Source organism: Burkholderia sp. Ac-20353 (genome assembly GCF_017104785.1).
Classification (GTDB): Bacteria; Pseudomonadota; Gammaproteobacteria; order Burkholderiales; family Burkholderiaceae; genus Burkholderia.
The window spans coordinates 1-13,565 of sequence record NZ_JAAGPL010000057.1 but is presented as its reverse complement, the minus strand read 5'-3'; the positions used below and the strand labels follow the sequence as shown (position 1 = coordinate 13,565).

16 protein-coding genes, 2 tRNA genes and 2 pseudogenes are annotated in these 13,565 nt (G+C 60.6%); 5 read left to right on the top strand and 15 right to left on the bottom strand.

Annotation, left to right across the window (positions count from 1 at the left end; translation table 11 throughout):
- Positions 1–292: 292 nt before the first annotated feature.
- From G3N94_RS43235 to G3N94_RS18215, 9 genes are all read right to left on the bottom strand, one after another.
- A complete protein-coding gene (locus G3N94_RS43235) occupies positions 293–799 on the bottom strand; it encodes a DUF6880 family protein (RefSeq protein WP_346778712.1) in 507 nt (168 codons plus the stop codon).
- Complete coding sequence (locus G3N94_RS42455; RefSeq protein WP_241021926.1) at positions 766–1,014, bottom strand: hypothetical protein; 249 nt, start codon at positions 1,012–1,014, stop codon at positions 766–768. The genes G3N94_RS43235 and G3N94_RS42455 overlap by 34 nt, the downstream gene beginning before the upstream one ends.
- A gap of 443 nt (positions 1,015–1,457) precedes the next feature.
- Positions 1,458–3,983 carry a DEAD/DEAH box helicase family protein gene (locus tag G3N94_RS18245; protein WP_346778710.1) on the bottom strand — a complete coding sequence of 842 codons (2,526 nt, stop codon included), beginning with the start codon at positions 3,981–3,983 and terminating at the stop codon, positions 1,458–1,460.
- Between the two features lie 180 nt (positions 3,984–4,163).
- On the bottom strand, positions 4,164–4,517 hold the full coding sequence (locus G3N94_RS18240) for a hypothetical protein (RefSeq protein ID WP_205794012.1): 354 nt from the start codon (positions 4,515–4,517) through the stop codon (positions 4,164–4,166).
- Positions 4,518–4,705: 188 nt separating this feature from the next.
- On the bottom strand, positions 4,706–5,440 hold the full coding sequence (locus G3N94_RS18235; RefSeq protein WP_205794011.1) for a type IV toxin-antitoxin system AbiEi family antitoxin domain-containing protein: 735 nt from the start codon (positions 5,438–5,440) through the stop codon (positions 4,706–4,708).
- Positions 5,441–5,446: 6 nt separating this feature from the next.
- Entirely contained in the window at positions 5,447–5,905 is a 459-nt protein-coding gene (locus G3N94_RS18230; RefSeq protein ID WP_205794010.1) for a hypothetical protein, read from the bottom strand.
- Between the two features lie 189 nt (positions 5,906–6,094).
- Positions 6,095–6,164: transfer RNA gene (locus G3N94_RS18225), tRNA-OTHER, on the bottom strand.
- Between the two features lie 4 nt (positions 6,165–6,168).
- Positions 6,169–6,242 (bottom strand) — tRNA-Gly (locus G3N94_RS18220).
- A 151-nt stretch (positions 6,243–6,393) separates the two neighbouring features.
- On the bottom strand, positions 6,394–6,720 hold the full coding sequence (locus G3N94_RS18215) for an H-NS histone family protein (RefSeq protein WP_205794034.1): 327 nt from the start codon (positions 6,718–6,720) through the stop codon (positions 6,394–6,396).
- A gap of 377 nt (positions 6,721–7,097) precedes the next feature.
- Here G3N94_RS18215 and G3N94_RS18210 point away from each other — a divergent pair, with 377 nt between their 5' ends.
- Positions 7,098–7,373 carry an HU family DNA-binding protein gene (locus G3N94_RS18210; RefSeq protein ID WP_205794009.1) on the top strand — a complete coding sequence of 92 codons (276 nt, stop codon included), beginning with the start codon at positions 7,098–7,100 and terminating at the stop codon, positions 7,371–7,373.
- Positions 7,374–7,436: 63 nt separating this feature from the next.
- Positions 7,437–7,931, top strand: a complete 495-nt coding sequence (locus tag G3N94_RS18205) for a hypothetical protein (protein ID WP_241021925.1) — start codon at positions 7,437–7,439, stop codon at positions 7,929–7,931.
- A gap of 127 nt (positions 7,932–8,058) precedes the next feature.
- Here the strand turns inward: G3N94_RS18205 and G3N94_RS43230 are convergent, their stop codons facing one another.
- Both G3N94_RS43230 and G3N94_RS43225 read right to left on the bottom strand, forming a co-directional pair.
- Entirely contained in the window at positions 8,059–8,310 is a 252-nt protein-coding gene (locus G3N94_RS43230) for a DUF3331 domain-containing protein (protein WP_346778711.1), read from the bottom strand.
- A 69-nt stretch (positions 8,311–8,379) separates the two neighbouring features.
- Positions 8,380–8,874: pseudogene (locus G3N94_RS43225) on the bottom strand (SET domain-containing protein-lysine N-methyltransferase); the annotation flags it as partial.
- Positions 8,875–8,911: 37 nt separating this feature from the next.
- Here G3N94_RS43225 and G3N94_RS18195 point away from each other — a divergent pair.
- A complete protein-coding gene (locus G3N94_RS18195) occupies positions 8,912–9,160 on the top strand; it encodes a hypothetical protein (RefSeq protein ID WP_205794007.1) in 249 nt (82 codons plus the stop codon).
- Between the two features lie 229 nt (positions 9,161–9,389).
- Here the strand turns inward: G3N94_RS18195 and G3N94_RS42450 are convergent.
- Together G3N94_RS42450 and G3N94_RS18185 are read right to left on the bottom strand one after the other, a co-directional pair.
- Positions 9,390–9,686 (bottom strand): annotated as a pseudogene (locus tag G3N94_RS42450) (H-NS histone family protein); the annotation flags it as partial.
- 318 nt (positions 9,687–10,004) lie between these two features.
- Positions 10,005–10,253, bottom strand: coding sequence for a C-terminal helicase domain-containing protein (locus G3N94_RS18185; protein WP_205794005.1), 249 nt, complete (start codon positions 10,251–10,253; stop codon positions 10,005–10,007).
- A 23-nt stretch (positions 10,254–10,276) separates the two neighbouring features.
- Between G3N94_RS18185 and G3N94_RS18180 the strand changes: the two genes are divergently transcribed.
- Positions 10,277–11,296 (top strand): hypothetical protein, encoded by a 1,020-nt coding sequence (locus tag G3N94_RS18180; protein ID WP_205794004.1) that lies wholly within the window; start codon positions 10,277–10,279, stop codon positions 11,294–11,296.
- Positions 11,293–11,433, top strand: coding sequence for a hypothetical protein (locus G3N94_RS18175; protein WP_205794003.1), 141 nt, complete (start codon positions 11,293–11,295; stop codon positions 11,431–11,433). The genes G3N94_RS18180 and G3N94_RS18175 overlap by 4 nt, the downstream gene beginning before the upstream one ends.
- A 717-nt stretch (positions 11,434–12,150) precedes the next feature.
- Here G3N94_RS18175 and G3N94_RS18170 read toward each other — a convergent pair.
- Both G3N94_RS18170 and G3N94_RS18165 read right to left on the bottom strand, forming a co-directional pair.
- On the bottom strand, positions 12,151–12,351 hold the full coding sequence (locus tag G3N94_RS18170) for a hypothetical protein (RefSeq protein ID WP_277398555.1): 201 nt from the start codon (positions 12,349–12,351) through the stop codon (positions 12,151–12,153).
- A gap of 251 nt (positions 12,352–12,602) precedes the next feature.
- Positions 12,603–13,490, bottom strand: a complete 888-nt coding sequence (locus G3N94_RS18165) for a porin (protein WP_241021929.1) — start codon at positions 13,488–13,490, stop codon at positions 12,603–12,605.
- Between the last annotated feature and the right edge of the window lie 75 nt (positions 13,491–13,565).

Genomic DNA, 13,565 nt, shown 5'->3' with positions numbered 1-13,565 from the left:
GTCAGGTTGCGGCCACGGTACGAGGAAGCAATGACGAGTGCCGCACGTCTCGATAAGTTCCTTTGGTTGACGCGAGACAGTCACGCAACGTGCGGCCAATCAGGCTAGCGTAGCGGTCGCGGTAGTCGGGCTCGGGCATTGCGCGGGTTGTACACGGCGGCGGCGTGTCGCGCAGGCGCCGACGGGCGGCAAGTTGGCTTTTTCGCCCATCCCCCGAAATCTGGAAATGCTCCTCAAACCCTTTCCGGCCAAGGCATTCTGAGGGGCGTTGCGGCAAAAATCGCCATTCGGTCTATGTTGCAGATGGGGAATCGAGTTCCCCCAATGCACACTGCAAAACATGGTCGCGCTCGCTATTCGGGCTGTCGTACTGTCCGTGCGACTTGCCCAGCAATCGATGGAGCAAGACCTTGAGCTCGGAGACGTACGCAGACGCCTGCGGTTGAGCGGATGCGATAGCCCGAATCAGAGCCCTGTACTCTCCGTACCGGTTGGAGCTGATCGCAGCGACAACTCTCGTGGCGAACACCCCAGGCGCTACGTCTGCGTCGACGTTCACTTTAACGAGATCGGCGCAGGCCAGATCGAAAACTCCGCTGACTTCCCATCCCTCTGCGGTCGTGCGTTCAAATAGGGTTCCGGCTAGCGCGAAGACCTGCCACATCAGATCCGGCGCAAGATCCGACGCAGCCCGGGAAACATTCGAGACAACGGCGACTCGCATCGCGTCGAGTTCCCCGGCCAGCTCACCAACCTGTTCCGCGTCTAGGAACGACGTTTGCTCGCCAAATTCGCTGATCCATTGACGAACGGCGGCGACCGTGTTTCCCCTTTATGTGTGCACAGTTCGAACTGCAGCCGACGCCGCATGCACCGGTTCGTCATAGCCACCTCGGCCAGCAAAGTCGCCAGGCGTTCCGAGCCGACGGCCGCCAAGGCTTTGACGTCAATCGGATTCTCCTCGTTAGACATCGCTCCTCCTGCAGAATGAAAACGTGCGCGCAGCGATTCCATGTACCGCTCAGTTTTGAGCCGTCGCCATTGGATCCCGTGACCGGGCTGATCACGCCCGCTGATTGACGAGCGGCACTTCTCACCGGACGCGAATTCTACAATCGGATGCGACGACCACTACCGTTTCGTCACCGCGCCGCACTCGCCTCTGCCTGTTCGCGCGAACACCGTCACGCGCACAAGATTGACGAAAAAGGGCCCGCGCGAAGCGGGCCAGAGCTCTTAAACAAGGACGCCTTTTCAGGCGCAAAAATAAAGTAGCTGCACTATTCATCCACACATATGCGCGTTAACCCAGTGGCAAACTTCTCATTCTGCGATCGGCTGAAAAGTGCAAATCGCGGACCGAACAATCTTGCCGATCGCGGGGTTCGCGGGTTCAATAACCGCGACGGGTCCGGTTCAAGTCGGGACGCACGGAGGCGCCGTTGCACAATCGGGTTTCAGCCGAGTGCCAGTTGGAGCGCTTCCCCGGACGTATGCACGTGATAGCCCATGGCCCGGTAGCCACGCAGGCGCTTCTCCCACATGCGCAGCAGCGCTGGATGCCCCCCGTCGACGTAATCCAGCACCTGTACGCTGATCTTGGCCACGTGCTCGCGGTGCAACCGCCCGGCATACTGCTGCAGGGTTCCTTTCCACGAGATCGGCATAGCCAGCACCAGCGTGTCCAGCGCCGGATGGTCGAAACCCTCCCCCACCAATCTACCCGTCGCCAACACGACGCGCGGCACATCATCGGCCAGTGCGCCAAGCGCAGCCAGTTGCGCCGCACGCGCCTTCCTGCCCAGGCGCCCATGCAGTACGTACAACGGCTGGACCGCGTCCCCCAACGCCTGCTGCAGGCTCTCCAAATGGTCCGTCCGCTCGGTCAGCACCAACACATTTCGGCCCTGTCCGTATTGCTCGCGGATTGCCTCGGCGATCATGCACGTGCGTGACGCGTCCTGCGCCAGACGCGCAAACACCTCCTGGATCGGCGCGTCGGGCGCGACCTCCACCGCGGCGGTGAGCCGTTGCGGGAGGACCTCGAGCAACTGCGGCGCGTTGGCCGGAGGTCGCGCCACATGGCGCACCGGCCCACACAGCATGAACATCACGGGTTGCTGACTATCGCGCCGAACAGGCGTCGCAGTCAGACCCAACACATAGCGCGCATTAACGGCCTTGAGCACGGCTTCGAATGAGTCGGCGCAAACGTGGTGACATTCATCGACAATGACCTGACCGTAGCGCCGCAACAGCTCACCGCGGGCACCGCTCGGCGCGACCGACTGCAGCATCGCGATGTCGATCAGGCCCGTTGCTTTTGACTTGCCGCCGCCAATCGTCCCGACGGCGCGCGGATCGAGCGCAAGAAATGATTGCAGACGCTCACGCCACTGGTCGAGCAGCTCCCGGCGATGCACGAGCACGAGCGTGTTGACGCCGCGCCGCGCGATCATTGCGGCTGCCGTCACGGTTTTTCCGAAAGCCGTTTGCGCATGCAGGATGCCAATATCGTGTTGCAACAGGTCGGCTACCGCTGCCTGCTGGTCATCACGCAAGGTGCCGACGAACGAAACCGTAACCGGCTCGCCAGCGCAACGCTCGTCCCGAATATCGCAGGCGATGCCGTTGTCGCACAGCAGCGTCATGACGTCGTCGAGGCAACCACGTGGCAATGCAATGTGGCGCGGGCAATTCTCCGCGCGACCGATGATGCGGGGTGTGTCCCAGACACTGAAGCCGCGCGCTTGAGCTCGGTAGTACTCCGGATTCTGGAAGGCCGCGAGTCGAATCAGACGATTGAGCAACGCCTGCGGGAGCGCGGCCTTCTCGAGATACAGCTGGTTCGCGAGCGTCAGCGTCAGTGATGCCGGCATCGGTCCGGCCAGCCGCTTCGGCTGGGTGGGTGGAGGCTTCCACGGTTCGGCCTGATCTTCTTCGGCGATAAACGCAACGTCGAGTGGGTGCGCGCCGCCTGTAGCGCGAAAGATCACACCCTCGATGTCACGTCCGTCCATCCCATGCACGGACGCCAGATAGCCCCATTGGTCAGCGTAGGGCTGGAAATCATCGTCGACGAACACGCTGTATCCGTGTTCTCTCGGCTGCTTCTGCAGCGGCAGCGCAATCAGGTTGCCGAAACCGCCTTTGGGCAGCAGATCCTGATTCGGAAAAAGCCGGTCGTAAGATGAAAGCTCGAGCTGCCGGGTCTGGACACAGGTGTGGCTGATGATTGCCGAGCCCATGCGCCGTGCGTCGCGCGCAGCGATCGCCGACGAAAAGAAAATCCAGGCGTGCGCACCCTGGCCTGAGCGGGAGATTTCAATCGACACCGGGACGCCCAGCTCCCGGCACGATTGGCGGAAGGCTGCCGCATCGTTGCGCCAATCTGCCTCGTCAAAATCGACGGCGAGCAGGTAGCAGGTGCCACCCGGCATCAGCGGATAAAGTCCCACTGTATGATCGCCGGCCAGATGCCCATAGATCACCTGATCATCGAGCGGCAGCAGCATGCGATGACTGCAGTCTGCGCATCGGATGCGGGGTTTTTCGCAGATTCCGGCCCGCCATTCATTTGCGCAGGCCGGCGCGTAGCCCGATTTGCCAGAGGTCCGGCTTTCCCACCGGAGGGGATAGCCATCGGTGCGCCCGCGAAACAGTCGCCGGAAGAGCTGTACCTTCTGCTGCGGCGACAGCATTGGCGTGTCAGGGTTTCGGGCGGCCGCGGATGGCTCGCACGGAGCGATCCGTATTGGTTCGTCCTGCGATCGGAAGTGTGACGGCAGCAATGCGGCGAGCCTCGCGTTTTCTGCCTGAAGACGCGTCAGTTCCGCCAGCAGTTCATCGCGCGTGAGATTGTTCCAGTCATCACGCGGCGGTTTTCCGTCGCCCATCTTCACGTTATCCGTCAGCGCCTTCATCCCGATGGCGCTGGCAGGCAGGTGCGCATGTCCGTTGCCGCATATTGCGATATCCCCCATGCTGATTCGACGATTGTATCGAGCTCGGCCAGGGCATGATGCAGTTTCGATCAATGCGCCCGCGTCCAACGATTGACGTGACGACGCTCACTGTTGCTGAGATGGTGGACTTGGATTGCGGGGCGCTGCGCTGCATTCGGCCGATGTATTCCCGCATCGGCACTCACCACAGCATCGTTATCAAAACAGCGAGGTCTGACGCGGATCCCGTGGGGGTGTGCTGGAATTTCTCACAGGTTTCCCGGACCGCATCAGCTTGCGACGACGGGGGACACGTCGCAGGTGCGCGATAAGACGCGCGGTTTCGCCGTCTGCTGTCAGGCACAGACAGAACCGCCCGATCTCACCCGGGGCGCAGGCTTCGCGCGCACGCAACGAGAGTCGAAGCGCATGGCGACGCGCGCGAGCAATGAGTTGCCCCCGGCTCATGCCGGGCCAGCAGTCGGCGACCATCGACTTCACCGCAGCCGGCAACGCCTCGGGCGCCATGTCGGGCGGCAAGGAGATGGCAACCAGCTCGAAAGTGTCCGACATAGGGGTAGTTCCATGAGGCAAGCGTTGTGTGGCTTCAATCAAGTCGTCGCAGCGTTTTCAGAGGACCGGACCAAGGCCCCGATGTCCGATCAGCGGTCAGTGCGGGGCACTGCAAGCAGCATGCGAGAGCGGCAAGACGTTGGGGGCGATCGCGAGGCGCAACCGGATCGTAGCGAGGTAGGTATCGTTCATTTTGGGTTGAGCGTAAGACGTTCGCCGTCTTTGTTGACGTTGGACCACCGCGTCCCGGCGCCAATCCGGTCGACATACCGCTGCAAGTCTGCCCCCCACGCATAGTCGCTGCTCCTACCCAGATCCCGAACCAGCCGAAGAACCTTGACGCGCTTGCAGTGCATCATGAATCGCTCGAGGACGGAAGGCCGAATGTTTCTCAGCGACGCCATCAGGTTGATCGCTTCCGCCATCGATTGCCCTTTGCCGATATCACTGGCGAGTTCGAGCAGTGCACGTTCCGGAACGGAAACGAGCACATGCGGATTGCCGTTCGGCAGTGGCTCGAGGCCCGCGTCATACGGCAGCTCGTCGTCGAAGATCTGGGTGGTCTGGAACGCGTAGCGCATGTGCTCGTCAACCCACACCGGGATCTCGTAGGATTTCTGTGCCCATAAGATGACCTTCGCACGGAAGTCGATGTTGTCACGTCCGGCTTGCCAGTCGAGTGCGGCCTTGCCCCCCACATGCAGGCCTGGCACTCGTCGACTCAGGTACGCGACGATTCCCTCCCGGCTTGGGCTGTCTCCCGTGAGCAGGTAGGCCCCCTTGGACAGTCGCTGCAGCCATCCCGCCTTGACCATGTAAGTCGCGAGTGCCGAGCTGACGCCCATATCCTTCAGCATTTCCGTGTCGAGCGGTTGCCCGCGCGGTGCCTCCTCCATCAGGCGCTGAAGCGTCTTGCTAGCCATACAACCTCAAATCGCGTGGTTTATTCGGAAATCTTCCGGGAAAGTTTTTAGTTTATCAGAATATTTAACGCGACAAAGACGAACTCGCAGCTCGATGAGCCTGCGTTGCTCCCCTGCCCAGAATCCTGCGTGGAATCGGATGAGGTCCAAGCAAGGCAAGGTCGAGGAATGTGAAATGACCATCGGCTGTCGAGCCGTGCGCGTCGATGTGATGAACGTTCCCCAGCGCGGATTGAGCGCCCGCATAGCACGCCGGCACAAACGGATATTTGAAATCCACTTCGAACTTCTGAACCCGTAGCGCATTGGGCAATACCGCCGGCCGGGAAGCGTGGAATCGGAGGCGTACGGCGTCGACTGCGGCTGAGTCACGCTCGTATTGGTATAGAAGGAGGTGAAACTCCCTCGCGCGAGGCCGAACGTGTCGTTGGTGCCGCCGTCGAACACACACAAACGCATTGCCACGAAGTTCTCGTCACCGCCGTTGGTGATCGCGTCGCTCGACGTCGCGGATAGGTGGTCACAACGAGCAGATCGCCATTCGTATTGCGCGATAGCGCCATATCAACGATTGCTCGCGCCTACGTCCTGTTGGCCTCTACAGGCGCACTTTTGCGCCCGCCGTGTCTTCCGCACTCATCATCCGGGTTCATATGGTGGGCCTGGCCGGACTTGAACCGGCGACTTATGAGTCGACTGCTCTAACCAGCTGAGCTACGGGCCCATGATGGAGCGGGTGAAGGGAATCGAACCCTCGTCGTAAGCTTGGAAGGCTTCTGCTCTACCATTGAGCTACACCCGCGGCGGCACGCATTCTCGCACAATTTAGGGCGCCAACAGGATTCTGGTTTACGTCGAGTGGTCTTGTGGCATCGTGGCCAAACGCGGTGACGGGGGCTTCGCCGAATACGCGCAATCAATCATTTTGCACGCGCAAAGATTGGTCGCGCCTATCAATTTTCTCCTGGCCACCAGGGCTTCGCAGCCGGGAGGATCAGATAGTCATCCAGATTTTTGCCAGCCAGCCACTTTGGGCACGCGCCGCGACCCGTCCACGATTTGCCCGATGACGGATCGTAGTATTTGGCCGGCAGCTTCTTCGGCTTGTCCTTCACAAAGCCGGCCGCACGGAGCAATTCCACCTCCGTGATGCCGTACTCCTTCACCTGCTCGCGAATCGCTGCGAGTACTGCCGCCTTTTCCTTCTTCCGGGCCTCGTCAAGAAGCAAGTTGACGTGGCCGAGTTGCTGGTGCAGCGATTGAATTTTACTAGTCGTCATGAATAATCTGTTCATCGATACCGTGCGCGCAAAGCATGTCGGTCGCGGCGCATTTTCGAGGCCGGTTTCGCCACGGCCAATCATGATGGCACCTTTGCGGCACAACTCGCGCCAATATCTTGGCTCGCATCGCATTCGTCACTGGCACCACCTACCCTTCCTCATTGTCCATCCAGATCGCAGCGTAGCGGTATCATCGGACAGGACGAGCGCTTCGCCCGACATCTGCTCCGTACAACGCGGCGATTCTCCCCTGGTTGACCTCGATTTCGAATGTTACATGTGCAACAAAGAGGCAGAAATTGCGTTCTCCATGATAGATGTTATAGGGTAATGGCCAAATCCGCCTTTAGCGGACATGACTGAGGAATCCACGAATGAACAAGCAAGAACTCATCGACGTTGTTTCGGCCGCAACGGGCGACAGCAAAGCCAGCACTGGCGCTGCAATTGATGCCATTCTCGCGGCCGTGACGCACGCTGTCACGCGCGGCGATACGGTGCAACTGATCGGTTTTGGCTCTTTCTCCACCGGTGCGCGCGCTGAGCGGGCCGGCCGCAATCCGGCGACCGGGGAAGCCATCACAATTGCCGCCGCAAAAACGGTCAAGTTTACCGCCGGCAAAGCATTCAAGGATGCCGTGAACACCTGATCGGTGTTGAGACAAGGAACTAACCCGGCGAGATGTTTCTCCAGCAGGTCGAAGTGACGCAAGATGAGCTCCAAGAAAAGCCGCGGACGGTCCGCCGCGCCCCGACGCACCCTAACAAAAGCCATGTTGTTGCCGCTGGACAAAACGTCGGTGCAGACGCAGTCCTTGTCACATCATCTTGCGCTGGTGGCCTGCCGGGACGGTCACGGGAACGCGTTTCTCTTCAACGAGCTGATACGCACCACGTATATCGCGTGGTTCCTGCAGCAGGCTGGCTACGGAGACGAACCCGTCGAACGCTACAAGGCGGTCGAGCATCCTGTCGAAGCCACGCACTTGCACGCGGATGAATCGAATGAGTGGATCCTCGCAGCGGACGCCGTGTCGGCATTCGAACAACTGCTCGTGCTGCATGATTGGCAACTGAATGTCGCGCCACGTTACAAGGTGATTGACGCCGAGCAGCAGCTGAAGCGATTCCTTGCCGGAACGGCCTCGTCTCCGATTCCCGAGCCCCGTGAGTGCGGCAACGTGGCCACCCGCCCAAGCAATATCTAGGTCGTCCCCGTTGCCGCATGCAGGATCGCCCACGAAGCGCGCATGTGATGGGCGAGCCAAACACGGTGTCACGGCCGTGAAACAGCAAGTTTCGTGTGACTGAGTAAGCTCGTCGGCAACGACATCGTCACGCGACCTCGTCGATGGGAATGTGCGCAACACTGTCCGCGCAGATGCGCTCAGCCTGATTGAGCGGTACAGGTGAACCTGTCGGCTGAAATACCGCATCACCGCGTTCGTAAGCCTGTCCCGACACCGCGCAGATTCCGCCAGCAGTCGCCAGCGATGCAGTCCAAAGCTGCTCGCTGTAACACCCCCGCCCGGCCTGCCGCCACGACACGATGAGGCGGTCGGACCCCGGCCGCTCCAGAATGCGCACCGTTGACCGCACCGCGTCTGGAGGCAAGGCAGATGGTTGATCAACCAGACCTTGCGCCGTATCGACTACGCCGCCCTCATGCGCCTGCTTACGGCGCCTCCGAACGGCCAGCATGGTGCCGCGGCATGTCGACGCGCCACAACGGCACGCATATCGATCGCGCATCGAGCGCGTCACGCGCCCGTCAACCGCGAGCGCGTAATCAATGCTGATTTCGTCACCTGCATCGATCGCATGCAGCGCTCGAATAAAAATCCGGCCGCCTCGATTTTCTGCCTCGCAATTCGGCGCGCACGAATGATTGATCCAACGCGACGAGTTGCCCGCTGCCGCGCCATCGATGACGCGCCCATCGCCGAGATCGAAGAAGAAGGTGTGATCCGGATTGGCGGGATCGGCTGGCGGTCTGGTGATGGCGACCTCCCAATCGATACGCTCACCAACGTACTCGAGGAGCAGCTCACCAAGGGCTAGATCACGACGAGCAAATACGCCGCGGCCATGGATGGGAGAGCGCCGCACCACGATGCGGGGGACGCGACGGGATGCTGGATGCGTGGTCATCTGAGGACGTTGAATCGGGCCATTCGGACTTCGCACCTTGAAGGCGGCAAAACCATCCGAAGATCGCATCGCCAGTGGGCCAGATTCATCCGATAAAACGTTGGCATTCCAAACCCACATGCATAACAGTGGCGACATCCAGGCCCCGGGCCGGATTGACCCGGAGCAGGTGAAAAACGACGCGGCGTCGGCAGGAAGAACCGACAAAAACGAGCGGCAGGGACCAATCCTTTCCTTGCCGCTCGCCTGCCTGATCCGCGCCGTTACTCGCTCGCGGCTTCGGTGACAACTTCCGGCTTGACGGCGCCTGCCGCCTTTTTCACGCGAGGAGCGCGCTGGCTTGTCGTCTTTTTTGCGGCAACATTAGTCGACGGGCGCCCGCTTTTGCGAGCCACCGTCGCGCCCGCCGATTTCACGGATTTCGCGTCGGCCTTTCGGGTCTTTGCGGCGGCTTTCTTTGCTGCCGTCCCGGTCGCGGCATTCCCGGCGGTACTCTGTGCCTCGGCCGCGGCGCCAATGAGAAAGCGAGCGCGGTCCTTCACGTCCTTGATCCACGCCGGAGCACGACCGCGTCCGCTCCAGGTTTCACCCGTCTTCGGGTTCTGGTACTTTGCCGCCACGTGAGCACCGACCTTCTTACCCTTGCCGACGCGTTGACGACCGAAAATCTGCTCGACCGTGATTCCGAATTCGGCGACTTTTTCGCGAATGTCAGCGACCAATGCCTCCAATTCCGCAATGCGTGCTGCTTCCGTTTTCTCCTGCAAAGCATCGAGTTGTGCCTTCAACGTCTTGTAGTCACTATTGGCCATGTTCTGTTCTCCCATAATTGTCGATTGCGATAGGTCGCAACGCTCGAATTATGCCACCCATTGAGATAGACGGAGTCGATAGATTACTCTGCAAGCCACTTGTCAACCAGCGCGTGAGCAATCAAGCCCTATCGGCAGAGCCGTCCAACTCAAACTAAATCAAGGAGTTCAAAACATGCGTTACGAACTCGTTGGCGCAACGCAAGGATAGATGGAGAAAATCCATCGGCCAGGCTGACGCCCGGCTGCAACAAGCGGCCAAAGTCCTGGAACTGCAGCGCGCAACCGCTCATCTCATCGCAGCGCCCCATTTACAACTCAGCGAACACTCATGTCATTGATGCGTTCGTCGAACGTCGCCTCCGTAATCAGGCGATGCACCTGCACATTGCTGCGCTGTCCTATGAGGTAGTCGCGATCGGTCGCCTGGGCCTTGACCGCCGGGTTCCACCAGAGGTCGAAATGGATGACGCTCGAGGCGGCCGTCAGGTTCAGCCCGGTGCCGCCAGCCTTGAGCAAGCGCAGGAATACCCGCTCGGTGCGATCGTGCTGGAAGTGCTCAACCATACCTGCGTCGAGTAGTCCTCGAATTGCTCGACGCCGCCGGCGCGGACGAACCGGCCGCGCCACTGAGCAAGCAACACCCGGCCGTCCTCTGCATGCACGCGGAGGGGGTCGGTTCGATCGTCGAAATGGCACAAATCTCCGATCCTGGCGTGAGGCGCTGGCAGCCCCTCAGCGCCGACGACGGTGGCATCAGCCGCTTGGGTCCGCTGCTTTCGTTTGTGCCGAATATCGCGACAGCGAAGCACGTCGCGTCGACCCGCCATATGGAAGTGGTGATCAATGGCCCGCTCGCGAAGGCGAAAGGCCAGGAGGGCTACCGACTCGTAACGATGGCCGGCGGCAAGCCGAGTCACGGCACCCTGCTCGAACCGTCCGCACTCACACGGATCGTTTGCGCCGATATGCTGTTTCAGATGGCCTCGTTCGCGGTGGGCCAAAAGCACATGGCCGACATCCAGCGCGAACTTGAGGAGATCAAGGCCACGGTGCAGTCCATCGCGGAGTTTCAGCAGAACGAGCGGTTGTCGTCCTTGACCAGCATCATCCGCTACGTCAGCGAAGTGGCGGGCGCCGCTCTCGCGGGTGAGGCGCCGCCCGAGGGGCTCAAAGCGGTGCTCGAAATGCACCACCGCGAGCTTCTCAAATTGGAAGATTTCTTGATGATCGATATCAAGCACGGGATCGACGCGATCCTGAGCGTGCAGGATCCAGACATGTTCGGCACCGATGGTGCCCGCAAGGCCATCGCCGCGCATTTGGCGCGCCTCTCGCGCCACTACGAGGAGGCGTTTCTCGCCATACGCGCCCGTGCGTCGAATCTGCAATTGGCCGCGATGAGCAACTGCGTGGGCGAGCAGTTGAGGACCGAACGAAGCAAGGACATCTGGGCGTCACTGCAGCGGCTGAAGGAGGATGGTCAGTTCGTCACGGAGACCACCACCCGGATGCGCCAGAGAATCGGCCAGCTTTCCGCGATGACCGACTTCGACACGACGATCTCTCAGCGTAAGCTAAACCTTCTGCAGCGGTCGGCGAACTCGTGAGCCAGGTCAAGAACAGCCGCGAAGCTATCGAAAGCGAACTCAATCGCGCCGAGGGCTACTTTCAGTCGCTCGACCAACCCGCGCGGCTGCTGCTCAAGGTGGACGACGGCTATATCGTGGGCATGCAACCCATGTGACGCTGCAGGCGCCAACGTGCGTCATCCGAAACGCTCACTTCCCTTCCAGAACTGGGGCGAGCCACCGCACCGGAAGATGTCCGCTCCCGAAAGGGCTGTTTGCGATGCCGACCGGTGTGCCGAGGCTCCCAGCGATGCGGCACGACGCGAACGCATGTTGCACACATTCCCCAGGAAAACGGACGGCGATTGGCGGCACATCGCGAGGCCGTCGTGCGATCAAAGCGCACACCCTGCGGCACGTCTCGAACGCGGCACAAGCGGGGTGTCGTTCGTAGGGGAGAGGCCGTTATAGTTTTCGAAGCGGCCGTTCAGCCGGCACTGGGTCAAACGGCAGCAGAGGGTCGGACATGTGAGTTCGCTGATGCAGGAAGCTGCCATCCGGCAGCTCGAAGCCGGCACCGTCGGCATTCCGCCGCATTGCCGGCGTAGAACCAGCCCAGCCCCAATGTCGTCAAAGGCCGAACTGTTGTCCCCGAGAAGGCGATTTGGATGACCGGATCACTTCATTACCCGCCCTTGAATAGGCAGCCTCGGGTAATAGCAATTCTCACACCTTAGGCCGCTGCCCCCTGTAAACAAAGGCCCGAGCAGCTATGATGCGGTCCCGCTCCCGCCGTTGCCTCGCCGAGCGACGCGCGTGCGTTTTGCCATTTGGCTCAGCGGGAGCGTTTCGTAGTGCGCGCCGGCGCGTCGGCGCGAGCGATGCACTTCTGTCTACAAACCTGTGTTGGCGACCTGCACGGATTCGAGCCGCGCCGAGGCGGACGCTGTCTCGGCCTCAAGCTCTTCGCTGCGGCGTGCAAAGACTGCTTCCCCGTGGTCGATCGCGAGCGCCCAGACGGACAGCATGGCCTTGGCAACTTCCACAAGCAGTGCTGCTGACAAGGCATCGTTACGCGCCTGCTCGTCTTTCACCGTGTAGGCACACCCTCGACTTCCCTCAGAAAATCAGCACACCCATGCTTCGCTGGCTACACCCATCGTTCATCCCCGGCCAGATAGCCGAAGACTTCAGGCCGTTCATGGATAACACAAATGCCGCCTCGTCAGAATTTGCCGTCCGGCCTGCGTATTGAGTCAAATGCAGCAAATGACATTCGCGGCATGACCCCACACCAGATCGATGTCGAGCGTGGGACCAAGCCGCGGTCATGAAGGTCGTGGACTCAGAACTGGTGACGCATGCCCACCGTGACTGCCACTTGCGTGCCAGTCGAAGACGGCGAGAGGGTGTTGATCATCGCCTCGCCTACCGCAGACCCGGCCGGTGCACCATGCACGTGCTGATATACACCCTCGAGGTAAAGGTCAGTGCGCTTGCTCAGCGAGTAGTCGGTTTGGAGCATGGCCGTATGCCATGCGGGGGAAGCGTTCGTCGCACCATTGCTGTATGCGCCATCCGTGAAGGTGTATGCCCCGGATACACTCCACGCCGGCGTAATCGCGTAGCGTGCGTTTAACTCGTAATTGTCGACCCGTAGGGTACCGCTGATTGGCAGGTAGCTGCCGAGGCCAAGGGAGATAACGCTCGTCATGTTATCGAGCTGCGTATGGCTCCATACCAGGCCAACGGTTGCTGGGCCGAACGTGTAGTTGCCGCCTGCGCCCCAGATACGCTGACGCTCCGCGATAAAGTTGGCGCTGCCATCGCCTTGCGAAATGGCGCCATTTTGATTGGTGCCAACGGCACCGCCCCCCGGATTGTTGAACTGGAGGTAGCCGCCTGCAAGGTTAACCGGACCCTGCGCATACGACACACTAACGCCATATGCACGATTGTTCGCAAAGCTCCCGGCCTTGTTACTGAAGGAGTACATCCCTTCGAATGTGATCCCGCTCCAGGTTGGGCTTACGTACTTGACCGTATTGTTGACGACAACTGAGTCAGCCGCCAGATTGTCGTTCTCGAACGGATGGGCGGCTAGGTTACCCCCCCACGTGTTGCTGCCAGCAGTGAGTGGTCCGAGCACGTCGTTGAGCACGTCAAACTGACGCCCGAATGTGACCTTGCCCTCGAAAAACGTATCCGTTACTGAGAGTGTGTAAAACTTCAGTGACGGAGGATTGAGCAATGGGTAACCCGAGGGCGCGGTACACGCTGGAATTCAAGGTTGAGGCGGTTCGCATGG

Bases quoted from the DNA above. Each gene is read 5' to 3' on its own strand.
- G3N94_RS42455 (WP_241021926.1), bottom strand. From the start codon at position 1,014: ATGGAATCGCTGCGCGCACGTTTTCATTCTGCAGGAGGAGCGATGTCT.
- G3N94_RS18245 (WP_346778710.1), bottom strand. From the start codon at position 3,983: ATGGGGGATATCGCAATATGCGGCAACGGACATGCGCACCTGCCTGCC.
- G3N94_RS18240 (WP_205794012.1), bottom strand. From the start codon at position 4,517: ATGTCGGACACTTTCGAGCTGGTTGCCATCTCCTTGCCGCCCGACATG.
- G3N94_RS18235 (WP_205794011.1), bottom strand. From the start codon at position 5,440: ATGGCTAGCAAGACGCTTCAGCGCCTGATGGAGGAGGCACCGCGCGGG.
- G3N94_RS18215 (WP_205794034.1), bottom strand. From the start codon at position 6,720: ATGACGACTAGTAAAATTCAATCGCTGCACCAGCAACTCGGCCACGTC.
- G3N94_RS18210 (WP_205794009.1), top strand. From the start codon at position 7,098: ATGAACAAGCAAGAACTCATCGACGTTGTTTCGGCCGCAACGGGCGAC.
- G3N94_RS18205 (WP_241021925.1), top strand. From the start codon at position 7,437: ATGAGCTCCAAGAAAAGCCGCGGACGGTCCGCCGCGCCCCGACGCACC.
- G3N94_RS18185 (WP_205794005.1), bottom strand. From the start codon at position 10,253: ATGGTTGAGCACTTCCAGCACGATCGCACCGAGCGGGTATTCCTGCGC.